The sequence below is a fragment of the Mesorhizobium sp. L2C066B000 genome (assembly GCF_000502335.1).
In the GTDB taxonomy this organism is placed as follows: domain Bacteria; phylum Pseudomonadota; class Alphaproteobacteria; order Rhizobiales; family Rhizobiaceae; genus Mesorhizobium.
In genome coordinates this window covers 1-15,025 of record NZ_AYWZ01000034.1, presented here as the reverse complement: position 1 = coordinate 15,025, position 15,025 = coordinate 1, and the positions used below count along the sequence as shown (strand labels likewise).

General features: G+C 58.0%; 13 protein-coding genes and 2 pseudogenes. 13 read left to right on the top strand and 2 right to left on the bottom strand.

Annotated features, from left to right (window positions below):
* Positions 1 to 248: 248 nt before the first annotated feature.
* Positions 249 to 595 (bottom strand): annotated as a pseudogene (locus X733_RS1000000169180) (winged helix-turn-helix domain-containing protein).
* Positions 596 to 1,882: 1,287 nt separating this feature from the next.
* Here X733_RS1000000169180 and X733_RS136845 point away from each other — a divergent pair.
* The 13 genes and pseudogenes from X733_RS136845 to X733_RS1000000169995 all read left to right on the top strand — a co-directional run.
* Positions 1,883 to 2,668 carry a type IV secretion system lytic transglycosylase VirB1 gene (locus X733_RS136845; RefSeq protein ID WP_023820386.1) on the top strand — a complete coding sequence of 262 codons (786 nt, stop codon included), beginning with the start codon at positions 1,883 to 1,885 and terminating at the stop codon, positions 2,666 to 2,668.
* A 74-nt stretch (positions 2,669 to 2,742) separates the two neighbouring features.
* On the top strand, positions 2,743 to 3,048 hold the full coding sequence (gene virB2, locus X733_RS136850; RefSeq protein ID WP_023673707.1) for a pilin major subunit VirB2: 306 nt from the start codon (positions 2,743 to 2,745) through the stop codon (positions 3,046 to 3,048).
* On the top strand, positions 3,048 to 3,374 hold the full coding sequence (locus X733_RS136855) for a type IV secretion system protein VirB3 (protein ID WP_023673706.1): 327 nt from the start codon (positions 3,048 to 3,050) through the stop codon (positions 3,372 to 3,374). Before virB2 ends, X733_RS136855 begins: the two co-directional genes overlap by 1 nt.
* The gene (locus X733_RS136860; RefSeq protein ID WP_023685155.1) at positions 3,374 to 5,743 is read left to right on the top strand and encodes a VirB4 family type IV secretion/conjugal transfer ATPase; all 2,370 of its coding nucleotides are present in this window, start codon (positions 3,374 to 3,376) and stop codon (positions 5,741 to 5,743) included. The genes X733_RS136855 and X733_RS136860 overlap by 1 nt, the downstream gene beginning before the upstream one ends.
* A 13-nt stretch (positions 5,744 to 5,756) precedes the next feature.
* Positions 5,757 to 6,440 (top strand): type VI secretion protein, encoded by a 684-nt coding sequence (locus X733_RS136865; protein ID WP_023673704.1) that lies wholly within the window; start codon positions 5,757 to 5,759, stop codon positions 6,438 to 6,440.
* Positions 6,441 to 6,498: 58 nt separating this feature from the next.
* Positions 6,499 to 7,386, top strand: coding sequence for a type IV secretion system protein (locus X733_RS136870; protein ID WP_023673703.1), 888 nt, complete (start codon positions 6,499 to 6,501; stop codon positions 7,384 to 7,386).
* Positions 7,387 to 7,413: 27 nt separating this feature from the next.
* Positions 7,414 to 7,572 carry a type IV secretion system lipoprotein VirB7 gene (locus X733_RS1000000169175; RefSeq protein ID WP_081731114.1) on the top strand — a complete coding sequence of 53 codons (159 nt, stop codon included), beginning with the start codon at positions 7,414 to 7,416 and terminating at the stop codon, positions 7,570 to 7,572.
* Positions 7,569 to 8,282, top strand: a complete 714-nt coding sequence (locus X733_RS136875) for a type IV secretion system protein VirB8 (protein ID WP_023685154.1) — start codon at positions 7,569 to 7,571, stop codon at positions 8,280 to 8,282. The genes X733_RS1000000169175 and X733_RS136875 overlap by 4 nt, the downstream gene beginning before the upstream one ends.
* Positions 8,279 to 9,163 (top strand): TrbG/VirB9 family P-type conjugative transfer protein, encoded by an 885-nt coding sequence (locus tag X733_RS136880; RefSeq protein WP_023679588.1) that lies wholly within the window; start codon positions 8,279 to 8,281, stop codon positions 9,161 to 9,163. The genes X733_RS136875 and X733_RS136880 overlap by 4 nt, the downstream gene beginning before the upstream one ends.
* On the top strand, positions 9,156 to 10,295 hold the full coding sequence (virB10, locus tag X733_RS0136290) for a type IV secretion system protein VirB10 (RefSeq protein WP_031194319.1): 1,140 nt from the start codon (positions 9,156 to 9,158) through the stop codon (positions 10,293 to 10,295). Before X733_RS136880 ends, virB10 begins: the two co-directional genes overlap by 8 nt.
* Positions 10,279 to 11,319: a P-type DNA transfer ATPase VirB11 gene (gene virB11, locus X733_RS136885; RefSeq protein WP_023673699.1), complete on the top strand. Its 1,041-nt coding sequence runs from the start codon at positions 10,279 to 10,281 to the stop codon at positions 11,317 to 11,319. The genes virB10 and virB11 overlap by 17 nt, the downstream gene beginning before the upstream one ends.
* A gap of 717 nt (positions 11,320 to 12,036) precedes the next feature.
* On the top strand, positions 12,037 to 12,723 hold the full coding sequence (locus X733_RS136890; protein ID WP_023673698.1) for a response regulator transcription factor: 687 nt from the start codon (positions 12,037 to 12,039) through the stop codon (positions 12,721 to 12,723).
* A gap of 207 nt (positions 12,724 to 12,930) precedes the next feature.
* Positions 12,931 to 13,062: pseudogene (locus X733_RS1000000169995) on the top strand (IS6 family transposase); the annotation flags it as partial.
* An 885-nt stretch (positions 13,063 to 13,947) separates the two neighbouring features.
* Here X733_RS1000000169995 and X733_RS136905 read toward each other — a convergent pair.
* The coding region (locus X733_RS136905; RefSeq protein ID WP_023820383.1) for a TCP-1/cpn60 chaperonin family protein at positions 13,948 to 15,025 on the bottom strand (1,078 nt) is incomplete at its 5' end.

Sequence of the window (15,025 nt, the reverse complement as noted above, 5' to 3'; positions counted from 1 at the left end):
GTAGTCCCAACAATGAACATTCCACAGCGCTGTTGTGGCCAGCGGAGACGCAGAGGGCCCTGAATGCGCCGCAAGCCGTCGCCATTCAGCAGCAGCTGAGCGAAATCGGCAATTCAGGCGGCCGCGTGCATATGCAGAGAGGGGCTGATGCGATCTCCGGACCGGTAGCTCTCGCCGTAATTGATCAGGCTGGTACTGTTGGAAGGCTTGATCAGCCTCGTCACCCCAATCTCCAGCATAGCTCACTGTCACGCGGCCAACGTGCCTCCGTAGCTAACATCTACGTCAGCGTTGAAGAAGTACCCTGCGCCACGGGATGTTTTGACCAGGCGAGGGTTGGCCGCATCAGCCTCCAGCTTTCGGCGCAAGCGCATGATTAGGACATCGATACTTCGATCGTACACCTCTTCTCCACGCACACGGCTCGCGAGCAAAAGCCGTTCTCTGGATAGCACNCGACTGGCTCACGTGAAAGAACATAGTCAAACTGCTTGCTATCGTGGACTGCGGTTACCTTCAGGGCATGCATCGTGAGATACTCGGCGATGAGGCGCCGCATTGCGGCATCATCGTCAATGACAAGAACATGTTTCAACGGCACACCTTCAATCTTGAATCCCCTTGTCTAAACCTGTTGCCGAGCAACCCTGGGGCACCGACCCAGAACAGCTGCTCCTTGATACCACTCGCCGTTGCGTGCGGCCAATGTGAGGCCGTGCTCGTCCTGTTCTTTTCATCCCCAGCGAATTGACCGCACCAAGGCAGCCCGTGGACACCAGACAGGTCCCAGCGCCGACATGACCCTGCCGTGTGGTCCTTCGCTTTTTCGCTTCGAGCTCCCCCGTTGGTGCAGGCCTGCCAATATCACTCAAGTTCGACCTCATGGATGCCAAGTTTCCTGCTATGCCCTTGCATCCTGGTCATCCTGGAGTTTGCGGACCTGGATCATCTCGATATCCTCCGGCTCGTGGATCCAGCTCGGACATGGTTGAGCAGCGCGGCGTTTGGCTTGATCGGAGAGGCGGTCGGCGGAAGAAGACCGTGATTCGCTGCAGCGGCCTTGTGCAAAATAGTGTGTCTCCTGCCGGCTTCGTCCAAGGTGGCCGGCGGCCTCAAATGCTGTTCGGCGACCGGCAGGTCGCCGGTTGCGGTGAACGTCCGGGCTAACATTTCTCAGTTACTGCAACTCCTCCATCTTGAGCGTGTCACTATGCTTGTCCATTGCGCCGTCGGACTGCGTCAATGACGTGCGGTTATCTGCCGATGGGACTGTGCATGATCCACCCTTTGGCGGCGGCGGCCGAACAGCTGAACGAGGCTCGCACCAGGATGGGCTGCGCCGCCACGTCTTCCCAGTTGACCCTCGCCGCCGCGGATTTGCGCCTTCGAGCCAGCTTCGCGGACGAGCTCGCGTCTCAAGCAATGATCTGAGTATGCAGGGGCCGCGCATGGCTGCTCTTTAAGGACCGGCAGCATACCGGCAAAGTTGGGCCGCTTTATCGCCTTAGTCGATTCCCCACGGTGATCCCGAGCCTGAACAAGCCCGCCAAGCTCCCCATTTTGTCCTTGGCTTGGCGCTGACAGAAGTACCGTCCATGACGCCAAAGTCGCGGCCCACACTCCAGGAGCAACGGACGGCCGGGACGAGCAATCCTGTACAGGAGTCATTGTACCAAGATGCTCCGGATGTCGCTGGCTGATCGGGCCCGCGCCACCCACGCATGCGCAAGATGCTCACCCACGCTGATACGAACACGGTCTTTGCTTCAATTGAAACCGAAAAGCTGAACTTGAACATCACACAGTAACAAACCTCCCCGATAAGCGCGTGCCGGACAGGGCCAGAACCCGTCCGGCGGCTTGGAAAGGTAGGTGATAGGGAATGTTTATTGCAGCTTGGCCGCTGGCCATCGTCCTGATGACATCCATGTCACTCCCAGCCGAGCCCGCGCCACTTTCTCCGCGTGAGTTCCGCAGCCTGTCGCGCAAATGCGCCCCCTGGGTTGCGCCGTCCACCCTGGCCGCGATTGCCAAGATTGAAAGTGGCTTTGACACGCTGGTGGCTCATGACAACACCACAGGTGAGCAGCTTCGCTGGATAGACCACCTGGAAGCCACGCGGGGCATCAAGGAACGCCTCGAAGCACAACATTCTGTCGATGTTGGATTGATGCAGATAAACAGCAAGAACTTTGCCATGCTCAATCTTACGCCGGAAAGGGCTTTCGAGCCCTGCGCCTCGCTTTCGGCAGCCGCCCACCTGCTTGAAAGCCGGTATGCCGGCGGCACCACTGCTGTGGCACAGCAACTGGCGCTTCGCCGTGCCATCTCGGCCTATAACACGGGCGACGTCACGCATGGCTTCGCCAACGGTTATGTACGCAAGGTCGAGTCGGCCGCAAAGGACATCTCAAGTCTCCTTGAGAGAACGCTGGAGCCGACTGCTCGAGATGTGCCGCACCTTGAGGCACCCGGTCGGAAAGCCGTGCCGCCTCTGCTCCAGCAGAGCCAACAGGCCAATAGAAAGAAGCAGCCCAACCAAGATTCTTGGGACATCTGGGGCTCGTATCAGCCAGACCGCTCCGGGGCCGATCCCTCCGATCCGACAGGCAGCCAGGCTGCGAAAGCACGGGAACCCTCGAACCCGAACAAACTCGTATTCGATTGAAACATGGAGATGCAATGATGACGCCACTCAAGATACTTCGTGCGCTTAAAACGCGTGTTCCTTCGCCTTTTTCCATGCTGCGCATGGCGGCTGAATATGTACCGGCCGCTGCTGCAGGCGCGGCGTGGACGGTCTTCTACAGCGGGCCAGCCGCGGCTCAGGTGACCGGAGGGACGGATCCTGCCAAGATGGTCCAGAATATCTGCACGTTCATACTTGGCCCCTTTGGACAATCACTGGCCGTGCTCGGGCTCGTAGCCATCGGTATCTCTTGGATGTTCGGTCGTGCTTCACTTGGCCTGGTTGCGGGTGTCGTTGGAGGGATCGTCATCATGTTCGGGGCCAGCTTCCTGGGCAAGGCGCTCATAGGCGGCGGCTGATGAGCGACCGGTTGGAAGTGAGCACCCTCTATGTGGCGGCGACGCGCCCCGCACTGTTTCTGGGGGTGCCGCTGACGCTGGCCGGATTGCTCATGATGTTGGCTGGGCTTGTTATCATTATCCTTCAGAACCCGCTCTACGAAATCGTTCTCGTGCCACTCTGGTTCGGAGCACGGCTGGTTGTTGAGCGTGACTATAACGCGGCAAGCGTCGTGCTGCTCTATTTGCAGACGGCCGGCAGAAGCGTGGACGGGCCGGTCTGGGGAGGCGCAAGCGTCAGCGCCAATCCGATCAGAGTGCCGAAACGCGGAAGAGGAATGGTGTAATGTTCGGCGCCAGCGGCCGGACCGAGAGGTCTGGCGAGATCTACCTTCCGTATGTTGGTCACGTAAGCGATCAGGTTGTCCTTCTGGAAGACGGATCGATCATGGCCATGGCACATGTGAACGGTGTGCCCTTTGATTTGGAAGACGCTGAGATGCGCAACTCGCGCTGCCGCGCGTTCAACACTCTCTTGCGCAACATCGCCGATGACAATGTCTCGATATACGCTCATCTTGTGAGACACAACGATGTGCCGGCGCCGGCGCCGCGCCAGTTTCAAAGTGCATTCGCTGGCAGTCTGAGCGAGGCCTACGAGCGTCGTGTGCTGTCGGGAAAGCTCTTTCGCAACGATCACTTCCTCACTTTGATCGTGTCCCCCCGCACCGCAATCGGCAAGATCGGCTTGCGGATTGCCAAGTCTCGCAGACGGAATGAGCACGATCTAGCCACCCAAATGCGGAGCCTGGAAGACCTCTGGCACATCACTGCTGGCGCACTCGGCGGTTACGGTCTGCGCCGGTTGGGCATTCGTGAGAAAGGCAACGTGCTCTTCACGGAAATCGGCGAGGCGCTTCGGCTCATGATGACTTGCCGGTTTCTTCCGGTTCCGATGGTTACCGGCTCACTTGGCGCCTCGATCTACACTGACCAGGTCATCTGCGGGAAGCGGGCGCTTGAGATTCGAAGGCCCGGGGATAGCTCCGTCGGATCATTGTTTTCGTTCCGTGAATATCCGGCGACGACGCGGCCGGGCATGCTAAATTCCTTGCTGTCCGCCAACTTCCCGCTTGTCCTGAGCCAGAGCTTTTCCTTCCTCACTCGCCCACAAGCTCATGCCAAACTAAGCCTTAAGTCCAGCCAGATGACGAGTGCCGGCGACAAGGCTCTCACCCAGATCAATGAACTTGCCGAGGCAGAGGACGCACTGGCAAGCAACGAATTCGTGATGGGTTCGCATCATCTGAGCCTGTGCGTCTATGCCGACAGCCTCAATAGCCTTGCAGATCGCGCAGCAAGTGCCCGCGCACGGCTGGCCGACGCGGGCGCCGTTATCGTCCAAGAGGGCATCGGCATGGAGGCCGCATATTGGTCCCAACTTCCGGGGAACAACAGGTGGCGCACGCGCCCGGGGGCGATCACCTCACACAATTTTGCCGGGCTCGTCTCATTTGAGAACTTCCCAAGCGGTTCCAGTTCCGGCCACTGGGGCAATGCTGTTGCGCGCTTTCGCACAAACGGTGGAACTTCTTTCGACTACATCCCCCATGAGAATGACGTCGGCATGACGGCAATATTCGGGCCCGTTGGCAAAGGCAAGACGACGCTGATGACCTTTGTCCTCGCGATGCTTGAGCAAAGCTTGGTCGATCGCAATGGTGCGATCGTCTTCTTCGACAAGGATCGGGGTGGTGAACTGCTGGTGCGAGCCACGGGAGGGACATATCTTGCGTTGCGCAGAGGCGCTCCGAGCGGCTTGGCCCCTCTGCGTGGACTGGACAACACCTCCGCCTCCCGGGACTTTCTGCGCGAGTGGTTGATGGCCCTGATCGAGAGTGACGGCCGTGGTCCGATCTCGCCGGAGGAAAGCCGTCGGCTGGAACGCGGCATTGTTCGTCAGCTTTCGTTCGAACCCCCTATGCGCTCACTTGCGGGCCTGCGCGAGTTCCTATTGCACAGCCCCTCCGAGGGCGCAGGAGCACGGCTGCAGCGGTGGTGTAGAGGGGGGGCGCTTGGATGGGCCTTTGACGGCGACGTGGACGAAGTAAGGCTGGATGCCTCCATTACGGGCTTCGACATGACGCAGCTCCTGGAATATGAGGAGGTCTGTGCACCGGCCGCCGCATACCTTCTGCATCGAGTGGGCGCTATCGTCGATGGTCGTCGGTTCGTCATGAGCTGCGACGAATTTCGATTCTATCTACTCAACCCCCAATTCTCGGCCGTTATCGACAAGTTCTTGCTCACGGTCCGCAAAAACAACGGCATGTTGATACTCGCAACGCAGCAGCCTGAACACGTTCTGGAATCGCCTCTCGGAGCTAGTCTCGTTGCGCAATGTATGACGAAAATTTTCTACCCATCACCGACGGCGGACCGCTCTGCGTATGTCGATGGCTTGAAGTGCACTGCGCAGGAGTTCGAGGCAATCCGCCAGGGAATGGCAATCGGCAGCCGCAAGTTTTTGCTCAAGCGCGATAGCGGGAGTATTGTTTGCGAATTCGATCTTGGGCAGATGCGCGAGTACGTAGCCGTACTCTCGGGGCGGGCCAACACAGTGCGCTTTGCCGACCAGCTTCGTAACCAGCACGGAGACGCCCCAAGTGGGTGGCTCGACAAGTTCATGGCCCGGTACCACGAAGTTCAAGACTGACGGAGGAATATTCATGAAATTTGCCAAACTTGCAGTAACGACCCTTGCTGCTTCCCTTCTGCTTCACGGACAGGCCCGTTCGCAATTTATCGTCAGCGACCCTGTAACAGAAACACAAGCGACCTTAACAGCTCTTTCCAATGCGGCGATCCTTGAGAGGTCAATCGAGACGCTCGCTACCACGATTGAAATGGTGACAATTCTAACGTCGTCATTCGCTGTCACGGGACTGCTAAGCTCACTTAACCAAGGAAATCACTACCCGTCGAGCAATAAGCTGGAGGAGCAGATGTTTGATGCTCGGGCGCCAGCTTCGATTATGGCCCGTAACATTGCGAAGGACCCAAATCGGATAGTCAACGGCACCGATTCAGAAGCGAAACTGTTACAGGGACAAATCGCCGGGGCCGCCAATGCCGCAGCTATTGCAGCCGACACTTTGGGCATGATGGACAAGCGCCTTAAGGATAACGCCGGCACGCTTGGTCAGCTTTCCCGCTCGGGAAATATTATGCAGGCCACCGTGACCAACGGTCTGGTCCTCAAGCAGATTCACGATGCGATGATCCAAAATGTCCAGGCCACGAGTCTGCTGACAATGGCCACTGCACAAGGGAGCCTTCACGCCGTGGAGGAGGCCGCCACGCAGCGTCGCGAACATCAGGACACCGCTAATATGTTTAGCATCCTCCCGTAAACCACACAGAGTTCATCAGGCTCAGCTGCGCTGATCAGGGACACATCAGGCTCACGCCATGAATTTCAAAATTCCCGCGCCATTCACGACTATACACACGATCTTTCATGGGGCCTTCACGTCCGGGCTGCACAAAGTGCTTGAAAACGTCCAAGCGGCGGTCAGTGCGCCTCTGGTTGCGTGTGTCACGCTCTGGATAATAATCCAAGGCTGTCTGGTCATGCGTGGTCAAGTCGATGCGCGCGGGGGTATCTCGCGCGTAATCATGGTGTCGATTGTCGTCGCCCTTATCTTAGGGCAGGCCAACTATCAGCAGTACATTGAAGCGCTCTTCGACGACACGATTCCGAGGTTGGCTCACGACATCAGTGGCAGCGACTTGCCCTTCATCGGAATCCCCCAGAAGCTCGATCTCATGTTTGCTTCAAGCCAGTATGTCTTTCAGCTGATTGCTTCCGAAATTGGGCCTATGAACGGCCAGGACATACTTGCTTTCGAGGGAGCGCAATGGATTTTCTACGGCGCGCTGTGGACAGCGTTCGAGATCTACGATGCCGTTGGAATTCTGACGAAGGTGCTCTTGACGATCGGCCCCCTGGTCCTTGTAGGCTACCTTTTTGATCACACTCGAGACATAGCCACCAGATGGATCGGCCAACTGCTCTCGTACGGGCTGCTGCTTCTCCTCCTCAACATCGTTGCAACGATAGTAATCGCTGCCGAAGCAGTCTCGCTGGCAGCCATGCTTTTGATGATCAAATTCTCGGGCACGACAGCAGCCAAGATCATCGGGCTTTACGAGCTCGACATGCTTTTCCTAGCTGGTGACGCTCTGATCGTCGCGCTTCCGACGATCGCCAGCAGCATCGCCGGCGGCTCTTGGGGAGGTGCGAACCGACCTCTTAACAGCCTCAATCGCCACTTTGCCAAAACGGCGGGTGCTTAATCAATCGACAAGCTCGGTGCCAAAAACATGAAATATTGCCTACTTCTGTCAATCCTCGCTTTGGCCGCCTGCAAGACGAGCCATGGGCTTGCGACATGCGCGGGTGCCCCATTCCAACTGAACGTGGGACAATGGGAAACCACCCCTGAGGATCTTCAGGTCGAATGCGCGGAAGAGCCAAAGTGAAAGTTCCTGAACATGCCCTTCTGGTGGAGAGAGAAACGCTAGCCGCCCACTATAAGAAGGTGGAAGCGTTTCAAACTTCACGAGCGAAGTCTGCGCGGCGCCTGTCAAAGGCCCTGATAGCCTTTGCCGCAGCGGCGGTCCTAGGAAATGTTGCCCAGGCATTTACCATTGCTGCCATGGTCCCGTTGGCCAAGCTCGTACCTGTGTTCCTCTGGGTCCGGCCGGATGGGACCGTCGACAGCGAAGTGTCAGTCTCTCGACTGCCGGCAACCCAAGACCGAGCCGTCATAAATGCTTCGCTGTGGGAATATGTACGCCTGCGCGAGGGGTACACAGCAGATACAGCCCAATACGCCTATGACCTCGTATCCAGTTTCAGCGCGCCGGCTGTGCGACAGCAATATCAAGATTTCTTCAACTATCCGAATCCCACCTCGCCGCAGGTCACGGTCGGCAAACGCGGCAAGCTCGAGGTCGGGCATATTTCTTCAAACGACATCAGTCCGGACGTTCAACAGATCCGTTACAAACGTTCGCTTGTTGTCGATGGGCAGATGCCGATAGTGACCACCTGGACAGCTACCATCCGCTACGAGCGCTTGACGGGTCTGCCTGGGCAATCGAGGCTCACCAATCCGGGAGGTCTACTCGTCACTTCCTATCAAAGCTCGGAAGATAGCGTATCGAACCTGGGCTATGTGCAGCCATGACAAAAAGAGCGTTTCTCGCGCTGGTCTGTTCACTCTTCTTAACGATGGAAGCGTCCGCGGAAGACACACCACTTGCCGGCAAGCATGATGCGCGCATGCGCTACCTGGCTTACCGTCCTGACGAAGTGGTGCGCCTGTCTACCGCAGTGGGGGCAACGCTGGTTGTCACATTCGCGGCCAACGAGACAGTCGCAGCCGTGGCCGTTTCCAATAGCAAAGACCTGGCTGCGCTCCCGCGCGCCAACTATCTCTTTTTTAAGGCTAGCCGGATGCTCCCGCCGCAGCCGGTCATCGTGCTGGCCGAGAGTGAGTCGGGTACACGGAGATACGTCTTCAGTATTTCAACGAGAGCGATGCCAAAACTCGATGAGCAGCAACCTGACCTATACTACAGTGTGCAGTTCACCTATCCTGCTGATGAGGCTGCTGCTCAGAGAAAAGACGCAGAAAGGCGCTCGATTCTTGGTCAGGCCCGGGCGAAAGTGCTGCGCGACGAGAGAGTTCAGGATTTGTTGAATCGGCCCGCCGCAACTACCAGTCCGGACGAAAGCAATTTTCACTACGTCGCAAAGGGCGATCGATCGCTGGCGCCGCTGGAAGTTTTCGATAATGGCTTTACCACCGTATTTGGCTTCGCAAGCAATTCCCGCATACCCTCCCTCTACATTATCAATCCCGACGGCAAGGAAGCCGCTGCCAATTACACGGTCAAAGGAGACTATGTTGAAGTATCCGCAGTCGCCCGGGAATGGCGTCTGAGAGATGGCAATACGGTCTTGTCCATTTTCAACAGGGCTTATGACCCTGTGGGACGAGCGCCAGGGACCGGTACAGTGACACCCGACGTGTGGCGCGTTTTGAAAGGCCCGGCCGATGAATGAAACCGGCCCACAGTCGGGACATGATGTCCATGCCTCAGGATCGATGGTCTCGGAGCCGGCCCGCCGGCATGTTTCGGGATTGCAGAAGTTGGCCGTCGCTGCTCTTGTTCTCATCTCATCTCTATCGCTCATCTGGCTCGGCGGTCGTCCCAGCACACAAGACGAGCCAACTCAGCCAAAACCTCCAATTGTCGCCGACGCCGAGCCATTCCGCCCCGTGCCGATTGAGATTGCTCCCGAAGCTCCAGCACCCGTACAGGCGGCGCAGGCAGGAGATTCTGCGCCATCCACGCCGCCTTCGGCGCCAGCTGATCCGCCGCCGGAGGAAACACCAATTTTCGCCTACAGTGGCAGCGGTCAAATGCCCAACGACGGTCAGCGGAGCGAAGACAACCATAGGGATGCTCCCGCGACCTCGCATGAGATTTCAGACGCTGGCGATCTGACGGGGCGATTGAAACCAGATATACAGGAGCCAAGCCGGGCCACACTTTTGCCGCACCCTGATCTCGTGATTACCCAAGGAACGATAATTCCCTGCATTTTGCAAACGGCAGTCGACACAAATTTACCGGGTTATGTGAAGTGCGTCTTACCTAAAGACGTCCGCGGCGCCACCAACAACGTGGTGCTTTTGGATCGCGGGACGACCGTGATTGGCGAGATCCAGCGTGGTCTCCAACAGGGGGATGCGCGTGTCTTCGTGCTGTGGACGCGCATCGAAACGCCTGACCATGCCCTCGTTTCGCTAGCGTCGCCGGGCGCTGACGAGCTCGGCCGCTCCGGAATGCCTGGCACGGTGGATAATCACTTCTGGCAGCGCTTTGGCGGAGCAATGCTCATGAGCGTCATTCAAGGCGCGTTTCAGGCCGCCGGTCAATACGCTGGCAGCTCAGGTGGAGGAAGCGGCATCAACAGCTTCCAGAGCAACGCCGGACAAGCCGTTGACACGACCCTTAGAGCAACGATCAACGTTCCGCCAACTCTGAAGAAAAACCAGGGAGATGCTGTATCCATCTTTGTGGCTCGGGACCTCGATTTCTCAGATGTATACGATCTTAGACCGATCGCCGTGGCGCCAGCCCCCCAACATCGCCAACGCCGGAGAGACAACAATGCGACCGGAGGCTGACCCTCAATTGCGTTTGCTTCTCAACCCTGTTTTGAAATGGCTTGAGGAGCCAAGGACCGAAGAGGTCGCTATCAACCGGCCTGGGGAAGCCTTTGTCCGACAGGCCGGCGTTTTCACGAAACATCCGCTGCCGCTATCTTATGACGATCTGGAGGACATCGCGATCCTCGCTGGAGCGCTGCGCAAGCAAGATGTCGGACCGCAAAGCCCCCTCTGTGCGACTGAGCTGCCGAACGGAGAGCGGCTGCAGATCTGTTTGCCGCCCGCTGTTCCCTCAGGAACAATAAGCCTGACGATACGGCGTCCCTCAAGTCGTGTGACCGAACTCAAGGAAGTTTCTTCTCGCTACGAATACTCGCGTTGGAATCAATGGCGGTCACGAAAGGAGCGCCAAGAGCGGCAGGACGAAACGATTCTTCAGCACTACGACCATGGTGACTTGGAGCAATTTTTGCGAGCATGCGTTTGCGGGCGGCTCACGATGCTGCTTTGCGGACCTACTGGAAGCGGCAAAACGACAATGAGCAAGACTTTGATCAACGCTATACCCCCGCAAGAGAGGTTGATAAGTATCGAGGACACGCTCGAACTTGCAATCCCGCACGAGAACCATGTCCGGTTACTTTATCCGAAGGACCGAGCAAGCGTAGGTGCGGTGACAGCCGAGCAACTGTTGCAAGCCAGCTTGCGCATGCGCCCTGATCGAATATTGCTTGGCGAGATGCGCGATGATGCTGCTTGGGCCTACCTTAGCGAAGTCGTCTCCGGCCATGCGGGATCAATATCAACGATTCATGGGGCGGATCCGGTCCAAGGCTTTAAAAAGCTCTTTTCACTCGTCAAGAGCAGCCCGCAAGGAGCTGCTGTGGAAGACCACACGCTTCTTGACCTGCTGTCGGCTGCCATTGACGTCATTGTGCCGTTCAGTACCCACGGCGACGTGTATGAGGTGGGGGAGGTGTGGCTCGCCGCCGATGCCCGGCGACGCGGAGAGACAGTAGCCGACCTTCTTAACAAGCACTAAGGCTAGAGCACGTCGGGGATCGGTAAGTCGTTTGTGATACGATGGCGTAATTTGTTCAGATTGAACGTCCACTTTGATTTGAGGGAGGTGGATAATGGGAGGAGGACTGGGCGTAGACCTTCGGTCACAAGTCTGAAGTCTTCGGGCGCCCTATCGGCGCGGCAAGTTGCGGCACGATTCGACTGGGTGTATCGAGCGCGTCCGCTGAATTGCGCGGGCGACGCTCACCGAGCTGGTGCCGATGCCTGCTTCAAAAGCGGCATCGACACCCGGCAGTCGTACCCTTGATTTACCTAGCCGCGCTCAATGAGTGTCTTCAAAGCCGCCGAACGTGGTTCGGAATGACCGGTGGTAAATCGGGAAGTGCCATATAGGGAATCCTCCTGGTATTGCCTCCAGGGGGTCCTCTCAATGAACAAAGCCGCAACCTGCCCTTGCGACCTCAGCTGGATGTTGCGACGCAACCCATAGGAGGATCGATGCGCAGAGAAATCGCAGGCAGAGTCGGTGGCATTGTGGGCCCGCCGACCGACGGTTTCAGCCCGTCAATAGGTCTTCACGTGTTCCATCCCCGACTATTGCAGGCGTGCGGCTTGCATGCTCCCGCGATCACCCATCGGAAAGAGCGTTACGAACACTACGAAGAGTTGCGCGACTTCCGCTGTCGCCCCGGTCTTACAGCGGACGGTGACCTGTCCGACCTTGATAGGACGTGAAATGCGAACGCTGCTCATTGATCATCATGTGGATCTTACGCGCGCTGTGCGAGTTGCGCTCGGGGATAGCGGTTTTGCCGTTGATGTAGTTGGCAACCTGGAACAGGCATCGAGGGCATTTTGTTGCGCAACCTATGAAATTCTCCTGCTGGAGTTGGCTCTGCCAGATGGCGATGGCTTGGGCTGGCTGAGACAGCTAAGGAGCAACGGGCATTCAGTTCCAACCCTCATTATGAGTAGCATCAACGATCTCGAGAAGCGGATTGCAATTTTCAACGGTGGCGCGGACGACTTTCTGCTCAAGCCCGTCTCTTTCGATGAGCTCATCGCCAGAATGAGAGCCATTCTGCGCCGGTCGACACAGGTGACCGACCCCATCGTTGTATTTGGCAATCTCAATTTCGATCCGATCGGCCGACAGGTTTCCGTCTCGGGTCATCCTCTGAAGATCGCACGCCGCGAACTATGTATTTTAGAGCATCTGCTTATCCGTGCAGGCCGCATCGTGCCTCGTGCGCAGTTGGAAGATCACCTCTATTCGTTCAACGACGAGGTATCTGCCAACGCGCTTGAAGTCGGAATCTATCGCTTACGTGGACACCTGAGAAGGTCAGGTGCAACGCCACGTATCACGACCATGCGCGGCATTGGTTACATTCTTGAATTGACTGAGGCGGCATCCGCATAGTTGGTCTAAATTGAAAGAACAGACTGCCTGCCCGTCGTCAGGGTGAGCTTGTGGCCATAATGGACATCGCGGCCGCCCTTGACGATGGTGTCGGCATGCGGTTCGAACGGCTCTGTCGCAAACCTTTTTGTAAGCGAGCATGGCAAGAAAAACGCCTCAGTTGTGGAGGAGCACGTGATGTTCAAGGGCCGCCATTTCGACCAGGCTATCGGCTTCAAGTCGCATGCGAACGACGTGGTTATCCTCTCCGGCATCGAGATGATCCACATGATGGGCAAGCGACAGGCGAGGTATGCCTACAAGGCTGTCGATCGCTGTTTCGATCTCCTCGCTGCCTGACGGACAGGCCGAAATGGCCGTTCACAACCCCATTTCCAGGTTTGCGACAGAGCCTTTTGTCGGCGTTGCCGGCTTCGAAGGGCCGGTGCGCGGCCCTCCAGGGCAATGGTCTGAGACCTGGGCTCAAGCCCTTCGGCGAGGAGGATGAGACGCCGCTGGAGCTCGGGTGCAAGCGCTGCCACGCCCGCTCCGAGGCCCCACAAGGCCGTAGCGCAGTCGTCGGGGTCACGAGGCCCCTCGGCCACGACGACGAGACGTTGCTGGAGCCCGGTGCAAGGGCTGCCACAGATGGCCTGAACCTGAATCCGCCTTTCTTTAGGCGTTGCGACTATCATCGCGGCGACACGCAGCTCTTGATTTGTGTGCGAAATCCTCAGCAGATCCATCGGGCTGAGCCGCTCAGCAATATCAACGAGAATGTCCAGCGGCAGATCAAGGATACTCAGAGGAGGAAACGCTCTTGAGGCTCAGAGCGCGTCTGCTCCACTATAGATCAGGATGATTCACCGGGTCCTTCAACGCCAGCCGCCGGTTCCGATGAGAGAATTGTCCCTGATATCACGCTCGATGGAGTTAAATGCCGAGATGGGCGCCTTGCCACGCTCCTCAATGCCCCTCATGATTCACCGCCTATAGCTACCAACTGAATGAATCATCGTGATTGTCGCGCAGCGGAATCTCAAGGTTCGGGCAGTTCGTAGGGGGCGCCGGTTTGACCAGGTTGAGCCCGCGAATTGCTCGATCAGACAAGATCCTAATTCTCGACCATGCGGTGAGGCTCGAACGAGATCCTCGGGACGCACTCCAGGGTTTCGATCATGTTCGGCACACAAGGAAAGGGCGGCATTGCTGCCGCCCCGTCCGCTTAAGTTGATAGGGGCTGGATTAAAAATCCATACCGCCCATCCCGCCCATACCGCCGCCGCCCATGCCGCCAGGCATGCCGCCGCCAGCTGACTCCTTCTTCGGAGCCTCCGCGATCATGGCTTCGGTGGTGACGAGCAGGCCGGCGACCGAGGCCGCGTCCTGGAGGGCAGTGCGCACGACCTTGACCGGATCGACGATACCCATGGCGATCATGTCGCCATATTCGCCGGTCTGGGCGTTGTAGCCGTAGGTCGCGCCCTTGTTGTCGAGGATCTTGCCGGCAACGATCGAAGCTTCCGCACCTGCGTTCGAAGCGATCTGACGGGCCGGAGCCTGCAGTGCACGACGAACGATGTTGATGCCGGCAGCCTGGTCGGCATTGACGCCGGTGACCTTGATGTTGGCCGAAGCGCGCAGGNGACGAACGATGTTGATGCCGGCAGCCTGGTCGGCATTGACGCCGGTGACCTTGATGTTGGCCGAAGCGCGCAGCAGTGCGACGCCGCCGCCTGCAACGATGCCTTCTTCCACGGCCGCACGGGTCGCGTTGAGGGCGTCGTCGACGCGGTCCTTCTTTTCCTTGACTTCGACTTCCGTCGCGCCGCCGACGCGGATCACCGCGACGCCGCCCGCGAGCTTCGCCAGACGTTCCTGCAGCTTCTCCTTGTCGTAGTCCGACGTGGTCTCTTCGATCTGCTGCTTGATCTGGGCAACGCGGCCCTGGATCTCGTCCTTCTTGCCGGCGCCGTCGACAATGGTGGTGTTCTCCTTGGAGATCGACACCTTCTTGGCGCGGCCGAGCATGTTGAGGCCGACATTCTCGAGCTTGATGCCGAGGTCTTCCGANGAGATCGACACCTTCTTGGCGCGGCCGAGCATGTTGAGGCCGACATTCTCGAGCTTGATGCCGAGGTCTTCCGAAATGACCTGGCCACCGGTGAGGATGGCGATGTCTTCCAGCATGGCCTTGCGGCGATCACCGAAGCCCGGCGCCTTGACGGCGGCGATCTTCAGGCCACCGCGCAGCTTGTTGACGACCAGCGTGGCCAGAGCCTCGCCTTCGACGTCTTCCGAGATGATGAGCAGCGGCTTGGAG

Excerpts from the sequence above, each read along its gene's own strand:
- X733_RS136870 (WP_023673703.1), top strand. The coding sequence starts at position 6,499 with ATGAATTTCAAAATTCCCGCGCCATTCACGACTATACACACGATCTTT.
- virB11 (WP_023673699.1), top strand. The coding sequence starts at position 10,279 with ATGCGACCGGAGGCTGACCCTCAATTGCGTTTGCTTCTCAACCCTGTT.
- X733_RS1000000169175 (WP_081731114.1), top strand. The coding sequence starts at position 7,414 with ATGAAATATTGCCTACTTCTGTCAATCCTCGCTTTGGCCGCCTGCAAG.
- virB10 (WP_031194319.1), top strand. The coding sequence starts at position 9,156 with ATGAATGAAACCGGCCCACAGTCGGGACATGATGTCCATGCCTCAGGA.
- X733_RS136880 (WP_023679588.1), top strand. The coding sequence starts at position 8,279 with ATGACAAAAAGAGCGTTTCTCGCGCTGGTCTGTTCACTCTTCTTAACG.
- X733_RS136845 (WP_023820386.1), top strand. The coding sequence starts at position 1,883 with ATGTTTATTGCAGCTTGGCCGCTGGCCATCGTCCTGATGACATCCATG.
- X733_RS136855 (WP_023673706.1), top strand. The coding sequence starts at position 3,048 with ATGAGCGACCGGTTGGAAGTGAGCACCCTCTATGTGGCGGCGACGCGC.
- X733_RS136860 (WP_023685155.1), top strand. The coding sequence starts at position 3,374 with ATGTTCGGCGCCAGCGGCCGGACCGAGAGGTCTGGCGAGATCTACCTT.
- X733_RS136890 (WP_023673698.1), top strand. The coding sequence starts at position 12,037 with ATGCGAACGCTGCTCATTGATCATCATGTGGATCTTACGCGCGCTGTG.
- X733_RS136865 (WP_023673704.1), top strand. The coding sequence starts at position 5,757 with ATGAAATTTGCCAAACTTGCAGTAACGACCCTTGCTGCTTCCCTTCTG.
- virB2 (WP_023673707.1), top strand. The coding sequence starts at position 2,743 with ATGCTGCGCATGGCGGCTGAATATGTACCGGCCGCTGCTGCAGGCGCG.